Source organism: Streptomyces sp. NPDC029836, from assembly GCF_055574495.1.
Genome location: NZ_JBVHZI010000018.1, coordinates 92908 through 113313 on the forward strand (window position 1 = coordinate 92908; position 20406 = coordinate 113313).

At 72.8% G+C, this 20406-nt stretch carries 17 protein-coding genes; 12 read left to right on the forward strand and 5 right to left on the reverse strand.

Annotation, left to right across the window (positions count from 1 at the left end):
* Positions 1-2: 2 nt before the first annotated feature.
* On the reverse strand, positions 3-575 hold the full coding sequence (locus ACZ4XJ_RS33055) for a cysteine dioxygenase (RefSeq protein WP_362883087.1): 573 nt from the start codon (positions 573-575) through the stop codon (positions 3-5).
* 638 nt (positions 576-1213) lie between these two features.
* Here ACZ4XJ_RS33055 and ACZ4XJ_RS33060 point away from each other — a divergent pair.
* The 3 genes from ACZ4XJ_RS33060 (at position 1214) to ACZ4XJ_RS33070 (ending at position 6794) form a co-directional block, all read left to right on the forward strand.
* Positions 1214-1477, forward strand: a complete 264-nt coding sequence (locus ACZ4XJ_RS33060) for a WhiB family transcriptional regulator (protein ID WP_003983763.1) — start codon at positions 1214-1216, stop codon at positions 1475-1477.
* Positions 1478-1692: 215 nt separating this feature from the next.
* Positions 1693-5319, forward strand: a complete 3627-nt coding sequence (locus ACZ4XJ_RS33065) for a glycosyltransferase family 2 protein (protein ID WP_468498318.1) — start codon at positions 1693-1695, stop codon at positions 5317-5319.
* Positions 5316-6794 (forward strand): DUF5719 family protein, encoded by a 1479-nt coding sequence (locus tag ACZ4XJ_RS33070; protein WP_468498319.1) that lies wholly within the window; start codon positions 5316-5318, stop codon positions 6792-6794. Before ACZ4XJ_RS33065 ends, ACZ4XJ_RS33070 begins: the two co-directional genes overlap by 4 nt.
* Positions 6795-6874: 80 nt before the next feature.
* On the opposite strand, the gene ACZ4XJ_RS33075 is transcribed toward ACZ4XJ_RS33070, so the two are convergent.
* Positions 6875-7351 carry a metallopeptidase family protein gene (locus ACZ4XJ_RS33075; RefSeq protein ID WP_384003993.1) on the reverse strand — a complete coding sequence of 159 codons (477 nt, stop codon included), beginning with the start codon at positions 7349-7351 and terminating at the stop codon, positions 6875-6877.
* A gap of 172 nt (positions 7352-7523) precedes the next feature.
* On the opposite strand from ACZ4XJ_RS33075, the gene ACZ4XJ_RS33080 reads away from it, so the two are divergent.
* From ACZ4XJ_RS33080 to ACZ4XJ_RS33105, 6 genes are all read left to right on the forward strand, one after another.
* Positions 7524-7943 (forward strand): DUF3499 domain-containing protein, encoded by a 420-nt coding sequence (locus tag ACZ4XJ_RS33080; RefSeq protein ID WP_384004007.1) that lies wholly within the window; start codon positions 7524-7526, stop codon positions 7941-7943.
* A gap of 79 nt (positions 7944-8022) precedes the next feature.
* A complete protein-coding gene (locus ACZ4XJ_RS33085) occupies positions 8023-9393 on the forward strand; it encodes a phosphomannomutase/phosphoglucomutase (protein ID WP_362883082.1) in 1371 nt (456 codons plus the stop codon).
* A 176-nt stretch (positions 9394-9569) separates the two neighbouring features.
* Complete coding sequence (locus ACZ4XJ_RS33090) at positions 9570-9755, forward strand: Trm112 family protein (RefSeq protein WP_362883080.1); 186 nt, start codon at positions 9570-9572, stop codon at positions 9753-9755.
* Between the two features lie 100 nt (positions 9756-9855).
* Positions 9856-10989: an SIS domain-containing protein gene (locus ACZ4XJ_RS33095; protein WP_362883078.1), complete on the forward strand. Its 1134-nt coding sequence runs from the start codon at positions 9856-9858 to the stop codon at positions 10987-10989.
* Positions 10990-11035: 46 nt separating this feature from the next.
* On the forward strand, positions 11036-12193 hold the full coding sequence (gene manA / locus ACZ4XJ_RS33100) for a mannose-6-phosphate isomerase, class I (RefSeq protein ID WP_362883076.1): 1158 nt from the start codon (positions 11036-11038) through the stop codon (positions 12191-12193).
* Positions 12194-12268: 75 nt separating this feature from the next.
* On the forward strand, positions 12269-13204 hold the full coding sequence (locus tag ACZ4XJ_RS33105) for a cation diffusion facilitator family transporter (RefSeq protein WP_362883074.1): 936 nt from the start codon (positions 12269-12271) through the stop codon (positions 13202-13204).
* An 81-nt stretch (positions 13205-13285) separates the two neighbouring features.
* Here the strand turns inward: ACZ4XJ_RS33105 and ACZ4XJ_RS33110 are convergent, their stop codons facing one another.
* Entirely contained in the window at positions 13286-15355 is a 2070-nt protein-coding gene (locus ACZ4XJ_RS33110) for a fructose-specific PTS transporter subunit EIIC (RefSeq protein WP_468498320.1), read from the reverse strand.
* A gap of 357 nt (positions 15356-15712) precedes the next feature.
* On the opposite strand from ACZ4XJ_RS33110, the gene ahcY reads away from it, so the two are divergent.
* Both ahcY and ACZ4XJ_RS33120 read left to right on the forward strand, forming a co-directional pair.
* Complete coding sequence (gene ahcY, locus ACZ4XJ_RS33115) at positions 15713-17149, forward strand: adenosylhomocysteinase (RefSeq protein WP_468498321.1); 1437 nt, start codon at positions 15713-15715, stop codon at positions 17147-17149.
* Between the two features lie 125 nt (positions 17150-17274).
* Positions 17275-17895 carry a hypothetical protein gene (locus ACZ4XJ_RS33120; RefSeq protein WP_468498322.1) on the forward strand — a complete coding sequence of 207 codons (621 nt, stop codon included), beginning with the start codon at positions 17275-17277 and terminating at the stop codon, positions 17893-17895.
* Here the strand turns inward: ACZ4XJ_RS33120 and ACZ4XJ_RS33125 are convergent.
* Positions 17892-18830, reverse strand: coding sequence for an RDD family protein (locus ACZ4XJ_RS33125; protein WP_362883066.1), 939 nt, complete (start codon positions 18828-18830; stop codon positions 17892-17894). The two genes, ACZ4XJ_RS33120 and ACZ4XJ_RS33125, sit on opposite strands and share 4 nt — an antisense overlap.
* 110 nt (positions 18831-18940) lie before the next feature.
* On the opposite strand from ACZ4XJ_RS33125, the gene ACZ4XJ_RS33130 reads away from it, so the two are divergent.
* Positions 18941-19948 carry a stage II sporulation protein M gene (locus ACZ4XJ_RS33130; RefSeq protein ID WP_468498323.1) on the forward strand — a complete coding sequence of 336 codons (1008 nt, stop codon included), beginning with the start codon at positions 18941-18943 and terminating at the stop codon, positions 19946-19948.
* A 182-nt stretch (positions 19949-20130) separates the two neighbouring features.
* Here ACZ4XJ_RS33130 and ACZ4XJ_RS33135 read toward each other — a convergent pair.
* Positions 20131-20406, reverse strand: a 276-nt coding sequence (locus tag ACZ4XJ_RS33135; protein WP_362883063.1) for a hypothetical protein, incomplete at its 5' end; no start/stop codon positions are given.

Genomic DNA, 20406 nt, shown 5'->3' on the forward strand with positions numbered 1-20406 from the left:
TGTCAGGCGGTGACCTGCGCCTGCTGGGCCGGGGAGCAGCTGTGCATCGGCATCTCGGTCAGGCCGGGGAAGTAGACGTGCAGGCTGACCGCTCCGTCGAGGCCGTCGTTGACGACCTCGTGGGCGTAGCCGGGGGCGAAGACGCGCTGGGAGCCGGGGCCGAGGGCGAGCGTGCCGCGCGCGTTGTGCTCGGTGAGTTCGCCGTCCAGGACGGTCAGGACGCCGGAGGAGTCGCCGTGCCCGTGGAGGCCGCTGCCTTGCCCGGGGACCCAGCTGAGCAGCCAGACCTCGTAGCCGGGGCCGGTGCGCAGGCGGTGGTACCAGCGGGTGGTGGCGTCGTACTGGACCAGGTGCTCCCAGCCGGCGCGGTCGGCGGCGATCGAACGGGCGAGGCCGACGAACTCGGCGATGGTGCTCGGGTGCTCACGGGCCGGCTGGAGGAGGTGCTGGACGGCGAGGATGTCGCCGGCGATCTGGAGGTCGCTCTCGACGACGGCCGGGGCGGTGGGGGCCGGGACGGCGGTGGTGAGGGCGGCACTGGTGAGGGCCGTGGTGGCTGCGGCTGCGCTGTTCATCGTGGGGGGTTCCTCGACGGATGTCAGTCGTGCGGGGCGGTTGCTGTGGGGGAGCCGGTGCTCAACGGGAGCCGGAGCTCCGGGGGCATCAACAGCTGCAACAGCAACAGCGAACCTGGGCAGCGCACAGGAACCCACGAATGGGGGTCCGGGTGGCTGCGGGCGCTGACATGAGAACAAGGAGAACGGGGGAAGGGTCGCACTGTCAACCCAATGTCCGGATTGAGAGAAAACTTTCACCTCATCCGGTTACCGTGCGCGGAGAAAGGTTTGTGCAGTCCGTACCAGGGGATGTGCCGCTCAGTACCGCTGAAACCGCCCTCAAACCCACGACCTCGACTCGTGACCGGAATGTGATCCGCGCCGCATGTTCGGCCGAATCGCAACCCCTCCTTCGGAGTGACGCGTCGATCAAGGGGCAAGAGCGCATCATCGTGAGGCCCGTGCCATGTGTCACGATTTTTGGCGATATGAACACTTTCTGCATAGGCTTGGTTCCGCAGAGTGAATAAGAGGCCCAATAGCAGATCCCGGCTTGACTGGGCAGGAGCCACACACTTGTAATTTCACTCGTGTCGTTACCTAACGATCAGTGACGACATCACCACGGGGACGCACAGACAGAGCGAGGGGCGCACATGACCGAGCTGTTTCAGGAACTGCTGGTCGAGGAGGCGGACGAGGAGCTCGGATGGCAGGAGCGCGCTCTGTGCGCCCAGACCGACCCCGAGTCCTTCTTTCCCGAGAAGGGCGGCTCCACCCGCGAGGCCAAGAAGGTCTGCCTCGCCTGCGAAGTCCGCTCCGAATGCCTTGAGTACGCCCTCGCCAACGACGAGCGATTCGGCATCTGGGGCGGCCTCTCCGAGCGCGAGCGCCGCAGGCTGAAAAAGGCGGCGGTCTGAACCCCCCGGAGCACCACCGGCCGGGCACCGACAACGCCGGCCACCGCATATCGAACGGCACCACCAGCAGGACCCGGTAGAGCAAACGGTCCGCCTCCCGCACCTTCCCCGCAGGAGGCGGACCGTCGTCTTTCCAGCCGTTAGGGTGGGGCGCTGTCCAGCAGCCTCCGAGGGCACACCACCCCCGGATCCCCGGCGGGAGGGCCCGTACCGCGATGTCCCTGCACAGCAACTCGACGGCCTCCCACCGGAGTCCCGCCACCCCCGAGTTCCCCCGGCACGTCGTCACCGCGGTCCTCGTCGCCCACGACGGAGCCCGCTGGCTGCCCCAGACCCTCGCCGGACTCCTCGCCCAGGAACGCCCCGCGCAGAACCACGTCGCGGCCGACACCGGAAGCGCCGACGAATCCGCTCGCCTGCTCACCGAGGCCTTCGGCCGCGAACGCGTCCTGCACCTCGCCCGCCGCACCGGATTCGGCGCCGCCGTCGACGAAGCGGCCCGCACCGCGGGCGTCCTGACGGCCGAGGACCTCCCCTACCTCAAGCGCCCCAGCGGCTGGGACCCCGTCAGCCGCACCTGGCGCGACGACGCCTACGACCTCCCCGAACACCCCCACGGCGAACCCGTCCAATGGCTCTGGCTGCTCCACGACGACAGCGCCCCCGAGCCCGACGCCCTCACCGAACTCCTGCGCGTCGCCGACGACAACCCCGACGCCGCCGTCATCGGCCCCAAACTGCGCGGCTGGTACGACCGGAAGCAACTCCTCGAAGTGGGCGTCACCATCGCCCGCGGCGGCCGCCGCTGGACCGGCCTCGACCGCCGCGAACAGGACCAGGGCCAGCACGACCAGGTCCGCTCGGTCCTCTCCGTCTCCACCGCCGGCATGCTCGTGCGCCGCGACGCGTACGACGCCCTCGGCGGCTTCGACCGCCGACTGCCCCTCATGCGCGACGACGTCGACCTCTGCTGGCGCGCCCACAGCGCCGGCCACGACGTCCTCGTCGCCCCCGAAGCCGTCCTGCGTCACGCCGAGGCCGCCGCCCGCGAACGCCGCACCGTCGACTGCGCCGGCCGCTTTGCCGTCGGCGCCCACCGCGTCGACAAGGCCGGCGCCGTCCACACCGTGCTGGCCAACACCTCCGGCCGGGCCCTGCCCCTCGTCCTGCTCCGCCTCCTCCTCGGCACCCTGCTGCGCACCCTCGGCTACCTCGTCGGCAAGGCCCCCGGCCAAGCCGTCGACGAGATCACCGGCCTGCTCACCACCCTGCTCAGGCCCGGCCGGCTCCTCGCCGCCCGCAAGGCCCGCCGCAAGCCCGTCGTTCCCGCCGCCGAACTGCGCCCCCTGTTCCCGCCCCCCGGTGCCGGCCTGCGCGCCCGCGCCGAACAGTTCCTCGGGTACCTCGGCTCCGACCGCGACACCGACCGGCACGCCGCCGGCCGCCACGGCGGCGCCCCGGAGCCCGGGCCCGGCTCCGAGGACGCCGACCACCTGGAACCCGCGCCCGCCGGCCGACTCCGGCGGATCGGCCGCAACCCGGCCCCCGTCCTCTTCGCCCTGCTCCTGCTGGTCTCCCTCGTCGCCTGCCGCGCCCTGATCGGCGGCGGCGCCCTCAGCGGCGGCGCCCTGCTCCCCGCCCCCGCCGGCGGCCTGGAGCTGTGGCGCGGCTACACGGCCGACTGGCAGCCCGCCGGCATCGGCACCACCGCCGTAGCCCCGCCCTACCTCGCCGTCCTCGGCGCCCTCTCCGTCCTGCTGTTCGACTCCACCCGGGCCGCGCTGACCCTGCTGCTCGTCTGCTCGGTGCCGCTCGCCGGACTCACCGCCTACTTCGCGTCCCGGCCGCTCGTCACCTCCCGACTGCTGCGCGCCTGGGCCGCCGTCGCCTACGCCTTCCTGCCCGCCGTCACCGGCGCCCTCGCCGGCGGCCGCCTCGGCACCGCCGTCCTCGCCGTGCTCCTCCCCCTGATCGCCCGCTCCGCCGTCGCCGCCGCGGGCTTCGCGGACGGCCCGGACGGCGCCGGCCCGCAGGGCGGCCGGCGCGCGCTGTGGACCTACACCCTGCTGCTGACCCTGGCCACCGCCTTCACCCCCGTCGTGTGGCCGCTCGCCGCCGTACTCGGGGTGGTCGCACTGCTCGTACGCCGGGCCCGCCGCACCACGTACGCCCTCCGGCTCCTGGTCACCCTCGCCGTACCGCTCCTGGTCCTCGCCCCCTGGTCCCTGGGGCTCCTCACCCACCCCGGCCGCTTCCTCGACGAAGCCGGGCTGCCCTGGGCGGGCGCCCCCGCCGGCCCCCTCGACCTGCTCGGCGCCGGCCCCGGCGGGCCCGGCACCGGCAGCGCCCCGCTCTTCGCCGGCGCCGTCCTCGCCGCCCTCGCCGCCCTGCTCCGCGCCGACCGGCGGTTCGCCGTACGCACCGCCTGGACCGCCGCCCTCGCCGGACTGCTGCTCGCCGTCCTCCTCAACCGCGGCGGCTGGGCCGGGCCCGCCACCCTGCTGTACGGACTCGGCCTCCTCGCCGCCGCCGCCATCGGCGCCGACGGCGCCCGCGACCGGGTCGCCGCCCGCAGCTTCGGCTGGCGCCAACCCCTCGCCGTGCTCGTCGCGCTCGCCGCCGCGGCCGGACCGCTGTGCGGCGCCGCCCTGTGGGGCGCGGCCGGGGCAGACGGGCCGCTGCGGCGCCGCGACGCCGTCCAGGTCCCCGCCGTCGTCGCGGAACAGTCCGCCGACAGCAACCGCACCCGCACCCTGGTCCTCGGCGGCGACTCGCCCGCCACCGTCTCCTACACCCTGGTCCGGGGCTCCGGCGCCCGCCTGGGCGACGCCGAACTCCTCGCCGCCGCCGGCAGCGAACCGCGCCTCGCCAAGGCCGTCGCCGGCCTGGTCTCCGGATCCGGCGCCAACCACTCCGAGCAACTCGGCGCCTTCGCCGTCCGCTACGTGATGATCCCGCCCGGCGGCCCCGAACGGATGCGGCGCGTCCTCGACGGCACCCCCGGCCTCAGGCAGCGCCACCAGGAGAACGGCACCGCCCTGTGGGAGGTCCAGCGGCTGCCCGCCCGCGTCTCCGTGCTCGACGGCAAGGAGGGCCGGGCCCCGATCGCCGTCGACGCCGGCCCCGTCGAGGCCCACGCCAGGATCCCGGCCGGCGAGGAGGGCCGCACCCTGCGCGTCGCGGACCGGGCCGACCCGGGCTGGCGGGCCACCCTCGACGGGAAGCCGCTGACCCCCACCACCCTCGACGGCTGGGCCCAGGGCTTCGAACTGCCCCGCGAGGGCGGCCGCCTCGACCTCGTCCACCAGGACTCCCTCACCCGCGACGCCTGGCACTGGGCACAGGGCCTGCTCGCCCTCGTCCTGCTCGTCATGGCCCTCCCGGGCCGCGCCGCCCGCCTCGACGACGACCTCCCCGAGGACGACACCGCCGCTTCGGCCCCCAACGGCTCCGGCCCGGGCGAGCCCGGCGAGGGCCGCCGCGCCCGCCGGCTGCGCGCCGGCGCCGCGCCCGCGCCGGAGCCGGCGCCGGCCGAAGCGATCGCCGACCCGTACGCGCAGATCCCGGCGCAGCAGGTGTACGGGGAGGAGACGTACGCCTACGACGCCCCCTACCCGTACGAGGGCCGGCCGGAGCGGCAACAGCCGCACCCGGGGTACGCCGAGCCGTACCCGCAGCCGGAGCAGCAACAGCCGCCGTTCCCACAGCAACAGCAACAGCAACAGCAACAACAACAGCAGCAGCAACAGCAACAACAGCAGCCCCACCCGTACGAGTACGACCAGCCGTACGACGCCTACGGACAGCACGACCCGCGTCCGGACGGGAGCCACCAGCAATGAAGCAGCGCGCCCTCCTGACGCCGGCGGCGGTGACGTTGGCGCTGGCCGCCGTCACCGGACTGGCCTTCCTGACCGCCCCCGCCTCCGCACCGGCCGTCGCGGCCCGGCAGGAGGCCGCCTCCCGCATGCCGGTGGAGCGGTCCCTGCTGGTGTGCCCCGCGCCCAGTTCCTCGGACATCGCCGAGACCACGTACGCCTCCCTGACCCCCGGCAAGGCCGACGGCCACGGCGCGGCCCGGCTGCTCACCAAGGACGGCAAGGCCGTCCTGGAGCCGAAGGAGCCCGGAAAGCCCGTCGGAGCCACCGCCTCCGGCGCCGAGGCCCCGGCGCTGACGGGGGTCGCCGAGGGGGTCCTGGCCCCCGGCTGGACCGCCCAGCAGACCACCAAGGTCTCCGTCGGCCAGGCCCGCGGCCTGCTCGGAGTCTCCTGCACCGCGCCCGGCACCGACTTCTGGTTCCCCGGAGTCAGCACCGCCAAGGGCCGCCAGGACTACGTCCACCTCACCAACCCGGACGACACCGTCGCCGAGGTCGACATCGCGCTGTACGGCCCGGAGGGGCTGGTCAAGGGCAAGCCGGGGACCGCCGACACCGTCATCGCGGTCGAGCCCCGCTCCACCGTGAAGGTCCTGCTGTCCTCCCTGGCCCAGGACGCCCATCTGCCCGCGGTCACCGCGCACGTGACGACCAGTTCGGGCCGGGTCGGGGCCTCCGCGCAGATCGCCGAGGACGGCGTCGGCGCCGACTGGCTGCCCGCCTCCTTCGGCCCCTCCGGCAGCCTCGTGCTGCCCGGCATCCCCGCGGACGCCACCTCCGTGCGCCTCGTCGCCTTCGCCCCCGGCCAGGAGGACGCCGACCTCTCCCTGAAGCTGGCCGGGCCGACCGGGCCGATCAGCCCGGCGGGCAACGAGCAGCTCCACCTCAAGGCCGGCATGACGGCGGGCGTCGACCTCGGCGACGTCACCCGCGGCGAGGCGGGCTCGCTCCTGCTGGCCCCGACGGACCCGAAGAGGGCCGTACCGGTCGTCGCGGCCCTGCGCGTGGTCCGCGGCGCCGGTGCCAAGCAGGAACTCGGCTTCATCGCGGCGAGCGGCCCCGTCGGCGCGCGGGCGACCGTCGCGGACAACCGGACGCAGGACAGGGCGACCGCGCCGGCCCTCACCGCCGTCGGCGCCGACGCGAAGGTCCGCGTCACGGCCTCCCCGGGCACCGAGGGCGGGACGCCGGAGGTCAGGGAGTTCACCGTCAAGGCGGGCACCACCCTCGCCGTGACCCCGCCGCCCGCCCCGGCGGGCGGCAAGGGCTCCTACGCCCTGACCGTCGAGACCCTTTCCGGCGGCCCGGTCCACGCCGCCCGCACCCTGACCCTGCCGCACGACGGGATCCCGATGTTCACGGTGCAGACCTTCTCCGACGACCAGTCCACCGTGTCCGTCCCGAAGGCCGTCGAGGACCCGTCGATCCTGGTCCGCTGAGGGCCGCTGAGGGCCGCTGAGCCGCTAGGTCCGCTCAAGTCCGCCGTACGGGCCGGCCGCCCGCCGTCGCCGCCGCGGGCTCAGTCCTGCCCGTACCGAGGGTCCACCGTCTCCGGCGAGAGCCCCAGCAGCTCCGCGACCTGCTCCACCACGATCTCGTGCACCAGCAGCGCCCGCTCGTCCCGCGTCTTGGCCCGGATCTCCACGGGCCGCCGGAACACCACGATCCGGGCCGGCCGCCCGTCGCGGGCCTCGATCAGCCCGCCCAACGGCACCGCCTCGTCGTTCCATCCGCTCTCCGGACCGCCCGGCGGGCCGGGCACGTCCGCGACGACGAACTCCACCTCGTCCAACTGCGGCCAGCGCCGCTCCAGCCGCTCCACCGAATCCCGTACGTGGTCACCGAACAGCTCCGCCCGGCTCGCCGCCAGCGGCACCTGGGGCGGCGCCAACGGCCCGCGCATCCCCCGTCCGTGCCGGTCGCGGCGCCGCGGACCCGGCGCGTGCGGGGTCTCGGCGGAAGGGGTCGGGCGGGGAGGAAGGGCGCTGTCCGTCACCCCCGCAGCGTAGCCCTCACCCCGCCGTCCGGCAGGGCTTCGATCCGACCACGGGACGGTGTCGCACCCGCCTCGGGACCCTGGTGGTACGGCCGTGATCGGGACCCGCCGGCAACCCGAAGCCCCTTGATTCCGGGGCCCGGTGAGCACGACACGGCCCCCCGGCCGGGGGGTGAGTCGTCGCGGCCCGGTCAAGAGTGCGGTACCGTCCAACGTCGTGAGCCTTGTACGTCGCTGTTCGCGCACCGCGTGCGGCCGCCCTGCCGTCGCCACACTGACGTACGTCTACGCCGACTCGACCGCAGTTCTCGGTCCGCTCGCCACCTACGCCGAACCCCACTGCTACGACCTGTGCGCCGAGCACTCGGAGCGCCTGACCGCCCCGCGCGGCTGGGACGTCGTACGCCTGTCGGACGGTTCCGGCCCGTCCCGCCCGAGCGGGGACGACCTCGAAGCCCTGGCCAACGCGGTCCGGGAGGCGGCTCGTCCGCCGGAGCGCGCGGCCGAGGCCCGCGGCACCGGATCCGGTCCGCAGAGCACCGGCGAGACCCGTCGCGGACACCTGCGCGTCCTGCGTTCGCCCGATTCCTGAGACGCGGATCGTCCGAACAGGGGTTCTTCCCCACAAGGTAGGTTTGCCCCACCGCACAGAACCTTCAGGAGGGCAGGCAGTGGCCGCAGATCTTTCGAACATCGTCAAGGCATACGACGTACGTGGCGTCGTACCGGACGAGTGGGACGAGCCCCTGGCCGAGCTGTTCGGTGCTGCCTTCGTCGAGGTCACGGGTGCGACGGCGATCGTCGTCGGCCATGACATGCGCCCCTCCTCGCCCGGCCTGTCCGGCGCCTTCGCCCGCGGCGCGGCCGCCCGCGGCGTCGACGTCACCCTCATCGGGCTGTGCTCCACGGACCAGCTGTACTACGCCTCCGGCAGCCTGAACCTGCCCGGCGCGATGTTCACGGCCTCCCACAACCCGGCCCAGTACAACGGCATCAAGCTCTGCCGCGCCGGCGCCGCGCCCGTGGGTCAGGACACCGGCCTGGCCACCATCCGCGAGCTCGCCGAGAAGTGGACCGACGAGGGCGCCCCCGCGATCCCCGCAGGCACCGTCCCGGGCACCGTCACCGAGCAGGACACCCTGGTCGGCTACGCCGAGCACCTCAAGGGCCTGGTCGACCTCGCCGCCATCCGCCCGCTCAAGGTCGTCGTCGACGCGGGCAACGGCATGGGCGGCCACACCGTTCCCACCGTCTTCGAGGGCCTCCCGCTGGACCTCGTCCCCCTGTACTTCGAGCTGGACGGGACCTTCCCGAACCACGAGGCCAACCCCCTCGACCCGAAGAACATCGTCGACCTCCAGGCCCGCGTCCTGGCCGAGGGCGCCGACCTCGGCCTCGCCTTCGACGGCGACGCCGACCGCTGCTTCGTCGTCGACGAGCGCGGCGCGGGCGTCTCCCCGTCCGCGATCACCGCCCTGGTCGCGGCCCGCGAGCTGGCCCGCAACGGTGGCGAGGGCACGATCATCCACAACCTGATCACCTCGTGGTCCGTGCCGGAGGTCGTGCGCGAGAAGGGCGGCACCCCCGTCCGCACCCGCGTCGGCCACTCCTTCATCAAGGCCGAGATGGCCTCCTCGGGCGCCATCTTCGGCGGCGAGCACTCCGCGCACTACTACTTCAAGGACTTCTGGAACGCGGACACCGGCATGCTCGCCGCGCTCCACGTCCTGGCGGCCCTCGGCGGCCAGGAGGGCACCCTCTCCGCGCTCGTCGCCGAATACGACCGCTACGTCGGCTCCGGCGAGATCAACTCGACCGTCGCCGACCAGGCCGCCCGCACCGCCGAGGTCAAGGCCGCCTACGCCGACGCCGACGGCGTCACCTTCGACGAGCTGGACGGCCTCACGGTCTCCGCCGCCGACTGGTGGTTCAACCTGCGCCCCTCGAACACCGAGCCGCTGCTGCGCCTCAACGTCGAGGCGCGCGACGAGGCCACCCTGGCCAAGGTCCGCGACGAGGTCCTCGCGCTCGTCCGCGCCTGACGGGCCGCGCCCGACCGCACGGCCCCCGGACCCCGGCCCCGTCCCACGACGGGCCGGGGTCCGGTTTTCGGCCCGCCCCCGGTGCGGCCGCACCCGACCACCCCTCAGGGCCGCGCCGCGGGTGACTCGGCGGTACGCTGACCTCGCCCGATCCGCATCCCGAAGGGAACCGCCCCATGCCGCTCGAAGCCGGCCTCCTGGAGATCCTCGCCTGCCCCGCCTGCCACTCGCCCCTTGAGGACAAGTCGGCCGACGAGAGCGCACCCGAGCTGATCTGCACCGGCCAGGACTGCGGCCTCGCGTACCCGGTCCGCGACGGCATCCCGGTCCTCCTCGTCGACGAGGCCCGCCGCCCCGCCTGAACCCGGGCCGCACCCCGTATCCGCACCCCCCCCCGCGCAGACCGCAGACGCTGAGACCGGTTCCACCACCCCGGATCCGTCAACACCGCCGGAGGCCGCCATGCTCGACGAGCCACTCCTCGACGCACCGGACGATCTCGCCCGTGCCGACCGCCGCGGCCTGCTGCGCGGCGCAGCCGACGCCGGGGCCAGAGTCCGTACCGCCGCACGGCACGCGGCCGAGGCCGGCATCGCCGACCTGCGCCCCGACGGGCGCCCCCGCGCGGTGCTCATCGCGGGTCCCGGCACCGCCGCCGCCGGCGTCGCCGACCTCCTCGGCGCCCTCGCGGGCGCCTCGGCCCCCGTCATCCGGCTCCACCCGACCGGCGTCGCGCACGCCGCCGGGGCCCTACGCTGGACGCTCCCCGGTTGGGCCGGGCCCGTGGACCTGCTGCTGATGGTCACCACCGACGGCACCGAGCCCGGCCTCGCCCTCCTCGCCGAGCAGGCCTACCGGCGCGGCAGCAGCGTCGTCGCCGTCGCCCCCGAACGCTCCCCGCTCGGCGAGGCCGTGGACGGCGCGCACGGGGTCCTCGTACCGATGGCCAAGGCCCCGTACCAGGAGTACGACGAGTCCGCCGCGGCCGGACCCGGCGCCCTGTGGGCGCTGCTGACCCCGCTGCTCGTGCTGCTGGACAAGCTCGGGCTGGTCGCCGCCGCCCCCGACGTCCTCCAGCGGGTGGCCGACCGGCTCGACCGCACCGCCGAGCGCTGCGGGCCCGCCATCGTCACCTACTCCAACCCGGCCAAGACCCTGGCGACCGAACTCGCCGACTCCCTCCCGCTCATCTGGAGCGAGGGGGGCGCCGCGGGCCCCGCCGGCCGCCGCTTCGCCGCGATCCTCGCCGAGCTGGCCGGTCGGCCCGCCATCGCCGCCGAACTCCCCGAGGCGCTGCCCGCACACGGGGTCCTGCTCGCCGGGTCGTTCGCCGCCGGCGCCGACCCCGACGACTTCTTCCGCGACCGCGTCGACGAGCCCCGGGCCCTGCGCGCCCGCATCGTCCTGCTGCGCGACCGGCCCACCGGCGGACTCACCGCCGCACCGGCCGCCCGCGAGCTCGCCCTCAGCCACGACACGGCCATCAGCGAGCTCGAACCGGAGGAGGGCGGAGAGTTGGAACAGCTCGCCGAGCTCCTCGCCATCACGGACTTCGCCACCGCCTACCTGGCGCTGACGACCCGGGGCCACGGCTGAGGAACGCACCCGTGCCCGACCACACTTCAGATCCAGGAAGACGACGATGGACCGCCTGACGAACACGATCCGCCCCTACGCCTGGGGATCCACCACCGCCATCCCGACCCTCCTCGGGGTCGAGCCCACCGGTGAACCGCAGGCCGAGATGTGGATGGGCGCCCACCCCGGCGCCCCGTCCCGGCTGGAGCGCGGCGCGGTCGCCACCACCCTCGCGGACGTCATCGCGGCAGACCCCGAAGGCGAGCTGGGCGCCGCCACCGTCGCCAAGTTCGGCCCACGACTGCCCTTCCTGCTCAAGATCCTCGCCGCGGGCGCCCCGCTCTCCCTCCAGGTCCACCCCGACCTGGCGCAGGCCAAGGAGGGGTGGGCGGACGAGGAGCGCCGCGGCGTCCCCGTCGACGCGGGCCACCGCAACTACAAGGACGCCAACCACAAGCCCGAGCTGCTCTGCGCGCTCACCCCCTTCGACGGCCTGTGCGGCTTCCGCCCGCCGCTGGAGGCCGCCGCGCTGCTCGAAGGCCTCGGCGTCGACTCGCTCAAGCCGTACGCCGACCTGCTGCGCGCCCACCCGCAGGAGGCGGCGCTGCGCGAGGTGCTCACCGCCGTCCTGAGCGCGGACCGCGCCGAGACGGCCCGTACGGTCACCGAGGCCGCGGCCGCCGCCGAACGGCTCGGCGGGCCGTACGCCCCGTACGCGGGACTCGTCCACGACTACCCCGGCGACCCGGGCGTCATCGCGGCCATGCTGCTCAACCACGTACGGCTCCAGCCCGGCGAGGCCATGTTCCTGGGCGCGGGCATCCCGCACGCCTACATCGACGGCCTCGGCGTCGAACTGATGGCCAACTCGGACAACGTGCTGCGCTGTGGGCTGACGCCCAAGCACGTGGACGTCCCCGAACTGCTCAAGGTCGTCATCTTCGAGCCGAGCGTCCCGGGCGTCATGCGCCCCGAGGCCGACGGCGAGGAGGTCTACGAGACCCCCGTCGACGAGTTCCGGCTCTCCCGCTTCCTGTTGGCTCCGGGCGGCGCTCCGCAGACCCTGCCGGACGCCGGCCCGCAGATCCTGCTCTGCACGGCCGGCGCTCCCCGGGCCGGCGAACTGACCCTCGCACCGGGCGAGTCGGTCTTCGTTCCGGCGGGCGAAAAGGTCGAACTGTCCGGATCGGGCACGGTTTTCCGTGCCACCGTGGTGATCTGACGCAGCCCCCGGGGCGCGATCGTTTGACACAATGTGCCGCCGTAGTCAGTGGCTAGGAAGGGACATCCAGCACCCATGAGCGCGTCGGGCGGTACCAGGGCGATCGTGGCGGCACTCGCCGCCAACCTCGCCATCGCCGTAGCCAAATTCGTGGCATTCCTCTTCAGCGGCTCCTCGTCGATGCTCGCGGAGAGCGTCCACTCGCTCGCCGACTCCGGCAACCAGGGGCTGCTGCTCCTCGGCGGAAAGAAGGCCAAGCGCGAGGCGACCCCGCAACACCCCTTCGGGTACGGGCGAGAGCGTTACATCTACGCCTTCCTCGTCTCCATCGTGCTCTTCACCGTCGGTGGCATGTTCGCCATCTACGAGGGCATCGAGAAGATCAACCACCCGCACGCGATCGAGGCCTGGTACTGGCCCGTCGGCGTCCTCATCTTCGCGATCATCGCGGAGTCCTTCTCCTTCCGCACCGCGATCAAGGAGTCGAACGAGATCCGCGGCGGGCAGACCTGGAGCCAGTTCATCAAGCGGGCCAAGGCCCCCGAGCTCCCCGTCGTCCTGCTGGAGGACTTGGGCGCACTCGTCGGCCTGGTGCTGGCACTCGGCGGCGTCGGCATCGCCCTCGTCACCGGCAACGGCGTCTGGGACGGCATCGGCACCCTGTGCATCGGCATCCTGCTGATCGTCATCGCCATCGTGCTGGCCGCCGAGACCAAGTCGCTGCTGCTCGGTGAGGCCGCCGGCACCGACGAGGTCGAGAAGATCAAGGCCGCCATCGTCGACGGCGAGGTCGTCACCCGCATCATCCACATGCGCACCCTGCACCTCGGCCCCGAGGAACTGCTGGTCGCCGCGAAGATCGCCGTCGAGCACGACGACACCGCGACGGAGGTGGCCCGGGCCATCAACGCCGCCGAGGCCCGCATCCGCGAGGCGGTGCCGATCGCCCGCGTGATCTACCTGGAGCCGGACATCTTCGACCCGACGGCCCCGGCCCCCGAGGTCAAGTGACCCGCGGTGCCCCGGACACCCAGGAGGGCCCCCGCAGCCGACCGGCTGCGGGGGCCCTCCTGTGTACGGTCGCCGCGCCGGCTAGCGGATCTCCCGCAGCACTTCCAGGACGGCCGGCGCGTCCGGCGCGCTCTGGAGCCGCTCCCGGAACGCGGAGTCCATCAACTTGCGCGACAGCAGCGCCAGGATCCGCAGGTGCTCGTCACCGGCGGCGGCCTCCGGCACCGAGATCATGAAGACCAGCCGGGCCTTCGTCCCGTCCGGGGCGCCCCACTCGATGCCCTCCGTCGACCGGGCGAACCCGACCGTGGGCCGTGCCACCGCGTCGGTCTTGGCGTGCGGGATCGCGATGGACTCGCCGAGCCCCGTCGTCCCCTGAGCCTCCCGCGCCAGGGCGACCCGTACGAGCTCCCCCACGTCGCGGACGTCGCCGGTGCCGGCCAGCATCTCGGCCATCTCCCGGATCGCCGCCTCCTTGGAGTCCGAGACCAGCTCGGTCCTGACCGTCCGCTCCGTCAGGTACCCGGACAGCACCTCCGGCGGCTCCACCACGCCCGGGGCGGGCGCGGACTTCGTCAGCACGGCCGTCCCCCCGGCCGCGGCGCCGCCCACGGCGGCCGGGCCCGTTCCCGTACCGGGAAGGACGCCCGCCCCCGCGCCCGCGACGGCCGGTACGGGCGGCCCGGCGGCGGGCCGCGCGGCGCCGGCGGCGCGGCGTCCCTTGATCTCGATCAGCGCGTTCGTGGTCAGCGCGGTCATCACGGTGCCCGCCGCGATCGCGACGAGGAACCAGCCCACCCCGCCGACCGCGCCCAGCACGGCCACGATCGGACCGCCGTGCGGTACGTGGTCACCGACGCCCGCGACGCCCGCGATGGCACCCGCCACCGCGCCGCCGAGCATGTTCGCCGGGATGACGACGGCCGGCCGGGCCGCCGCGAACGGGATCGCGCCCTCCGAGATGCCGAACACGCCCATGAAGAGCGCCGCCATGCCCGTATCGCGTTCCTGCTCGGAGTACAGCTTGCGGCGCAGCACCGTCGCCAGGCCCTGACCGAGCGGCATGACCGGGATGGCCGCCGCGCACATGCCCATGACCGCGTAGTTGCCGGACGCGATGAGGCCCGTACCGAAGAGGAAGGCCGTCTTGTTGACCGGGCCGCCCATGTCGAAGGCGATCATCAGGCCGAGCAGGGCCCCGAGCAGGATCGCGCTGGTCCCGGTCATGCCGGACAGCCAACTCGTCAGGCTCTCGAAGACCCACGAGATCGGCTTGCCGACGACGTAGATGAAGAACAGACCCAGCGCCGTCGTCGCGACGATCGGGATCACGATGATCGGCATGATCGGCTGGACGACCTTCGGAACCTTGACCTTCTTGATCCACAGGACCAGATAGCCGGCCAGGAAACCCGTCACGATCGCGCCGATGAAGCCCGCGCCCGACTTGGAGTCGTAGAGGGCACCGGTGTTCGCGATGAACCCGCCGATCATGCCGGGCACCAGCGCCGGCCGGTCGCCGATGGCGTACGCGATGTAGCCGGACAGGATCGGGATCATCAGGGTGAAGCCGAGGGCGCCGATCTGGAAGACGTGGTCCCAGAAGGTGCCCGGCGTCACCGCGTACCCCTCGGCCGTGGCGTGACCGCCCAGCGCCAGGGCGATCGCGATCAGCAGCCCGCCGACCACCACGAACGGGATCATGTACGAGACGCCGTTCATCAGCGCCTTGTAGGCGAGGCTGCGCTCCTTGCCGCCGGCCCCGCCGCCCGCCGCCGCGACCGAACCCTCCTGGACCGGCGCGGTCCGCACCCGCTCGATCAGTTCCTTCGGCCTGTGGACGCCGTCCGCGACCCCGGTCGACAGCACGCGCTTGCCGGCGAAGCGCTCGCGGTCGACCTCCTTGTCGGCCGCGATGATGACCCCGTCCGCCTCCCTGACATCGTTGTCAGAGAGCACGTTCTCGGCCCCGATCGAGCCCTGCGTCTCCACCTTGATGTCCACGCCCAGCTCGGCGGCGGCCTGCTGGAGCTTCTCGGCGGCCATGTACGTGTGCGCGATGCCCGTGGGGCACGCCGTGACGGCGACGAGCTTCAGGCGTTCGCGCCCGCTCGCTCCCGCGTCCCCGGGACGGCCGGCTGGACTGGTCACTGGAATCTCCTTCACGCCGTGGGCCAACGAGATCGCGTCGCTTGCGCCCCGATCCCTTGGCATCCTCTCCCACATAAGGGGCGGATCAAAAGTCCGAAAGGCCCCGAACCGTTCCGCCGGAGGTCCCCGAAAGAGCGGCGACTTGTTTCCCGGCCGACTGGGGCACGCTGCGCCGATCGGTGTAGATTCGTCATCAGTGTCAGGCGTCGCTGCTGATGGCGGTCGGGCGGTCCCCGTGACCGGCCGAGGGGAGAGAGGGCCCCCGACGGACTGTGCTCGGTGCCCCGCCCTGCCCAGGCACGGACGGCGCGCGGCTCAGCCGTACCCACCCCTCTCGAACCATGAGGAGCAGCACCCATGGACTTCAAGGTCGCAGACCTTTCCCTTGCCGCTTTCGGCCGCAAGGAGATCACCCTGGCCGAGCACGAGATGCCGGGTCTGATGTCGATCCGTCGCGAGTACGCCGAGGCCCAGCCGCTGGCCGGCGCGCGCGTCACGGGCTCCCTGCACATGACCGTGCAGACGGCCGTGCTCATCGAGACCCTCGTCGCCCTCGGCGCCGACGTCCGCTGGGCCTCCTGCAACATCTTCTCCACCCAGGACCACGCGGCCGCCGCCATCGCGGTCGGCCCGAACGGCACCCCGGAGAACCCGCAGGGCGTCCCCGTCTTCGCCTGGAAGGGCGAGACGCTGGAGGAGTACTGGTGGTGCACGGAGCAGGCTCTGACCTGGCCGAACACCCCCACCGGCGGCCCGAACATGATCCTCGACGACGGTGGTGACGCCACCCTCCTCGTCCACAAGGGCGTCGAGTTCGAGAAGGCCGGAGCCGTCCCGGACCCGTCCACGGCCGACTCCGAGGAGTACGCCCACATCCTCGCGGTGCTGACCCGCACCCTCGGCGAGACCCCGCAGAAGTGGACGCAGCTCGCGTCCGAGGTCCGCGGTGTCACCGAGGAGACCACCACCGGCGTCCACCGCCTGTACGAGATGATGGCCGAGGGCGCGCTGCTGTTCCCGGCGATCAACGTGAACGACGCCGTCACCAAGTCGAAGTTCGACAACAAGTACGGCTGCCGGCACTCGCTGATCGACGGCATCAACCGCGCCACCGACGTCCTGATCGGCGGCAAGGTCGCCGTCGTCTTCGGCTACGGCGACGTCGGCAAGGGCTGCGCCGAGTCCCTGCGCGGCCAGGGCGCCCGCGTGGTCATCACCGAGATCGACCCGATCTGCGCGCTGCAGGCCGCGATGGACGGCTACCAGGTCGCCACCCTGGACGACGTCGTGGAGACCGCCGACATCTTCATCACCACGACCGGCAACAAGGACATCATCATGGCCGCCGACATGGCCAAGATGAAGCACCAGGCCATCGTGGGCAACATCGGCCACTTCGACAACGAGATCGACATGGCCGGCCTGGCCAAGATCGAGGGCATCGTCAAGGACGAGGTCAAGCCCCAGGTCCACACCTGGAAGTTCCCCGACGGCAAGGTCCTCATCGTGCTGTCCGAGGGCCGCCTGCTGAACCTGGGCAACGCGACCGGACACCCGTCGTTCGTGATGTCGAACTCCTTCGCGGACCAGACCCTGGCCCAGATCGAGCTCTTCACCAAGCCGTCGGAGTACCCGACCGACGTCTACGTGCTGCCCAAGCACCTGGACGAGAAGGTCGCCCGCCTGCACCTGGACGCCCTCGGCGTGCGCCTCACCACCCTGCGCCCCGAGCAGGCCGCCTACATCGGCGTCAAGGTCGAGGGCCCGTACAAGCCGGACCACTACCGCTACTGATCCTGATCACCCGCTGATCAGCAGAGGTTGAAGCAGGCCCCCGGCACCCGTGCCGGGGGCCTGCCCCGTCTCCCGATCCCGTCTCCCGACCACCGTCTCCCGCCCCCCTCGCAGAAAGCGCGTCGATGCCACGCGGCCGGTACTCGCTCCACGACCCGCACGACCACGCCCCCCTCGGCGAGGAGCACTTCCACTGCGCTCCCGGCCCGTCCGGCTGGCGCTACGTCGCCCAGCTGACCTTCCCCGACGGCGAACACCGCGGCTCCGTCGACCTCGCCGTCGACGAACTCGGCCGCCCCATCCGCCTCGAACTCAACGCGGGCGGCTGGCAGTTGCGCGGGGCCGCCATCGACGGGGTCACCTGGGTCCGCACCGACCCCACCGGCTCCGAGGCCGCCGAGGGCAACGTCGACGCCCCCGGGTTCACCGGCACCTCACCGGCCTTCCTCATCGCCACGGCCCGCCTGCTGCGCCTGACGCCCGGCGCCGCCGCCACCCGGGTCCGGCTCGTCGCCCTCACCGACCCGGTCCTGGCGGCCCGTACCGTCGACCAGGCGTGGGCCCTGCTCGACCGGGCGGAGCACACCACGGACAGCGGCCCGCTGCTGGTGGACGAGTACCGGGTGACGGCCCTGGACACCGGCGAGGTGCACACCGTCCACATCGCGGGCGACGTGGTCCTCGCGGCCCCCGGCATCGAACTCGAACACCTGGAGACCCCGCCCTCCACTTTCGGGACGCCCTAGGCCGGCGGTGCGAACCCGCTCCGCGGCGCGGAACTCTCGGGCGGGGCGGGCGCCGCGGCCGGAGCCGGGTACGGAGCCACCGGGGCGCTGACCGGCATGACCGGCGGCGCCACGGCCGGTGCGGCCTGCCGGGCCCGGGCCGCCTGCGCCTCTTGCGCCGCGCGCGCCGCCTGGGCCGCCTGGGACGGAGAGCCGAACGCCCGGGCCGCGTCCCGCGACTGCCGTTCGTGCACGACCGCCATCAGGAACGCGGCCGCCGGCACCCCGGCCGGCGGCGGCGTCCCGGTCCGGGCCACCACGTCGTCCGCGAGCCGCGCCGCCAGGGCGGCGCCCACCTGCGGGTCCAGCTGGTTCATCCGCGTCAGGTACTGCCGCACCGCCAGCCACAGCCCGTCCGGCACCGTCGAGAGGTCCAGCGCGGTGAACCGCCCGGCCAGCCACGGCGGCGGCGGGGGCACCGGCATCACCCGCGCCCCCGGCACCCGCTCGCGGATCACCAACGTCCCCGCGAACACGTCACCGAGGCGCCGCCCACGCTCCGACACCAGCGAGGAGACGCAGGCCACGACCCCCATGGTCATCAGCAGTTCCACGACGCCCATGGCACCGCGCACCAGCGCGTGCCGGAACCGGATCGGCCCGCCGTCCTCGCGCACCACCCGCAACCCACAGGCCATCTTCCCCAGCGACTTCCCGTGGGTCAGCGTCTCCACCGCGATCGGCACGCCGACCAGCAACAAAAGGAAGCTCGCCACGGCCACGGCGGCCTGCAGGGCGCGGTCCAACCCGTACGTGGCGGCGACCAGACCGATGCTGACGACCCCGTAGCCGACGAGGTACACGGTGAGGTCGACCACGATCGCGAGGGCCCGGCTCGGCAGCCTCGCGGGCCGCAGCCCCAGAACGACAGCGTCCCCCGTCACCAGATCGCTCACGCGTCCACCTTTCACCGACCTGATCCGCCCCTGTGGGGCCCAGTCTGCCAAGCTGACCACAGGAGTAGTAAGCCGAATCGGGTGGCCTGGGGCAGGGGAGCGGTAACCGGATGGATCTCGACGTCTTCGTGGTGGCCCACCAGGCCGAGTGGGCCCGCCTGGAGCAGCTCCTCGGCCGCGGCCGGAAGCTCACCGGAGCGGAGGCCGACGAACTCGTCGCGCTCTACCAGCGCACCTCCACCCACCTCTCCCTGGTGCAGTCGAGCGCACCCGACCCGATGCTCACGGGCCGCCTCACCCAACTCGTCGCCCGCGCCCGCTCCACGGTGACCGGCACCCGGCGCGCGAGCTGGCGCGACGCTGCCCGCTTCTTCACCGCGGGCTTCCCCGCGGCCGTCTACCGCAGCCGCCGCTGGTGGATACCGACGGCCCTGCTGTCCACGGCGCTCGGCGTGCTCATCGGCTGGTGGATAGCCACGCACCCGGAGGTCCAGGGAGCCATCGCGGCACCGGCCGAGCTCAAGCAGCTCACCGAGCCCGGCGGCGAGTACGAGACGTATTACTCCAGCCACCCGGCGGCCTCCTTCGCGGCCCAGGTCTGGACGAACAACGCCCAGGCGGCCGCGATCTGCCTGGTCCTCGGGGCGTTCCTCGGCATCCCGGTGCTGTGGATCCTCTTCCTGAACATGGCCAACCTCGGCGTCGGCATCGGCCTGATGAGCTCGGCCGGCCGCCTCGACGTCTTCCTCGGCCTGATCCTCCCGCACGGCCTGCTCGAACTGACGGCGGTCTTCGTCGCCGCCGGCACCGGCTTGAAACTGGGCTGGACCGTCATCGACCCGGGCCCCCGCACCCGCCGCACCGCCCTCGCCGAACAGGGCCGCGCCGCCCTCGGCATGGCCATCGGCCTGGCCCTGGTCCTCTTCGTCTCGGGCCTGATCGAAGGCTTCGTCACCCCCTCGGGCCTGCCCACCTGGGCCCGCATCGCCATCGGCATCGCCGCCGAGGCCACCTTCCTCGTCTACGTGTACGTCCTGGGCGGCCGAGCGGCCCGCGCCGGCGAAGTCGGCGACGTGGAGGAGGCCGACCGAACGGCCACCCTGCCCACCGCGGCCTGATGTGCGCCGGCCCCGACCGAGCTGCTAGTCTCCTCGTCGTCCCGCAAACCCCGTTGACACGGCAGATGCGGGGAGGTAGATTCGAACGGTTGCGTCGAACTGGACAAGTTCGGCAGTGATGGTTTAAAGTCTCATCTCGCCCCCAGGAATTGAATTCCAAGTGGGCACACTCGACTCTCCATTCAGTCCTCGAAGCCGGGAAATCCGGTGGAAAGCTTCTGATAGAGTCGGAATCGCCGGAAAGGGAAAGCGCGAAAGCGCAGGACCTGGAAAGCACCGAGGAAATCGGGCCCGAAAGAGTCTGATAGAGTCGGAAACGCAAGAACAGAACAACACAGAACGAAGCCCGGAGGAAAGCCCGAAAGGGTGAGTACAAAGGAAGCGTCCGTTCCTTGAGAACTCAACAGCGTGCCAAAAATCAACGCCAAAAGTTGATACCCCGTCCATTTCGGTGGATG

What these genes read in the sequence shown, in the direction of transcription:
- ahcY (WP_468498321.1), top strand. Translation starts at nt 15,713, where the DNA reads ATGGACTTCAAGGTCGCAGACCTTTCCCTTGCCGCTTTCGGCCGCAAG.
- ACZ4XJ_RS33120 (WP_468498322.1), top strand. Translation starts at nt 17,275, where the DNA reads ATGCCACGCGGCCGGTACTCGCTCCACGACCCGCACGACCACGCCCCC.
- ACZ4XJ_RS33055 (WP_362883087.1), bottom strand. Translation starts at nt 575, where the DNA reads ATGAACAGCGCAGCCGCAGCCACCACGGCCCTCACCAGTGCCGCCCTC.
- ACZ4XJ_RS33095 (WP_362883078.1), top strand. Translation starts at nt 9,856, where the DNA reads ATGCTCGACGAGCCACTCCTCGACGCACCGGACGATCTCGCCCGTGCC.
- ACZ4XJ_RS33130 (WP_468498323.1), top strand. Translation starts at nt 18,941, where the DNA reads ATGGATCTCGACGTCTTCGTGGTGGCCCACCAGGCCGAGTGGGCCCGC.
- ACZ4XJ_RS33070 (WP_468498319.1), top strand. Translation starts at nt 5,316, where the DNA reads ATGAAGCAGCGCGCCCTCCTGACGCCGGCGGCGGTGACGTTGGCGCTG.
- manA (WP_362883076.1), top strand. Translation starts at nt 11,036, where the DNA reads ATGGACCGCCTGACGAACACGATCCGCCCCTACGCCTGGGGATCCACC.
- ACZ4XJ_RS33060 (WP_003983763.1), top strand. Translation starts at nt 1,214, where the DNA reads ATGACCGAGCTGTTTCAGGAACTGCTGGTCGAGGAGGCGGACGAGGAG.
- ACZ4XJ_RS33105 (WP_362883074.1), top strand. Translation starts at nt 12,269, where the DNA reads ATGAGCGCGTCGGGCGGTACCAGGGCGATCGTGGCGGCACTCGCCGCC.
- ACZ4XJ_RS33090 (WP_362883080.1), top strand. Translation starts at nt 9,570, where the DNA reads ATGCCGCTCGAAGCCGGCCTCCTGGAGATCCTCGCCTGCCCCGCCTGC.
- ACZ4XJ_RS33065 (WP_468498318.1), top strand. Translation starts at nt 1,693, where the DNA reads ATGTCCCTGCACAGCAACTCGACGGCCTCCCACCGGAGTCCCGCCACC.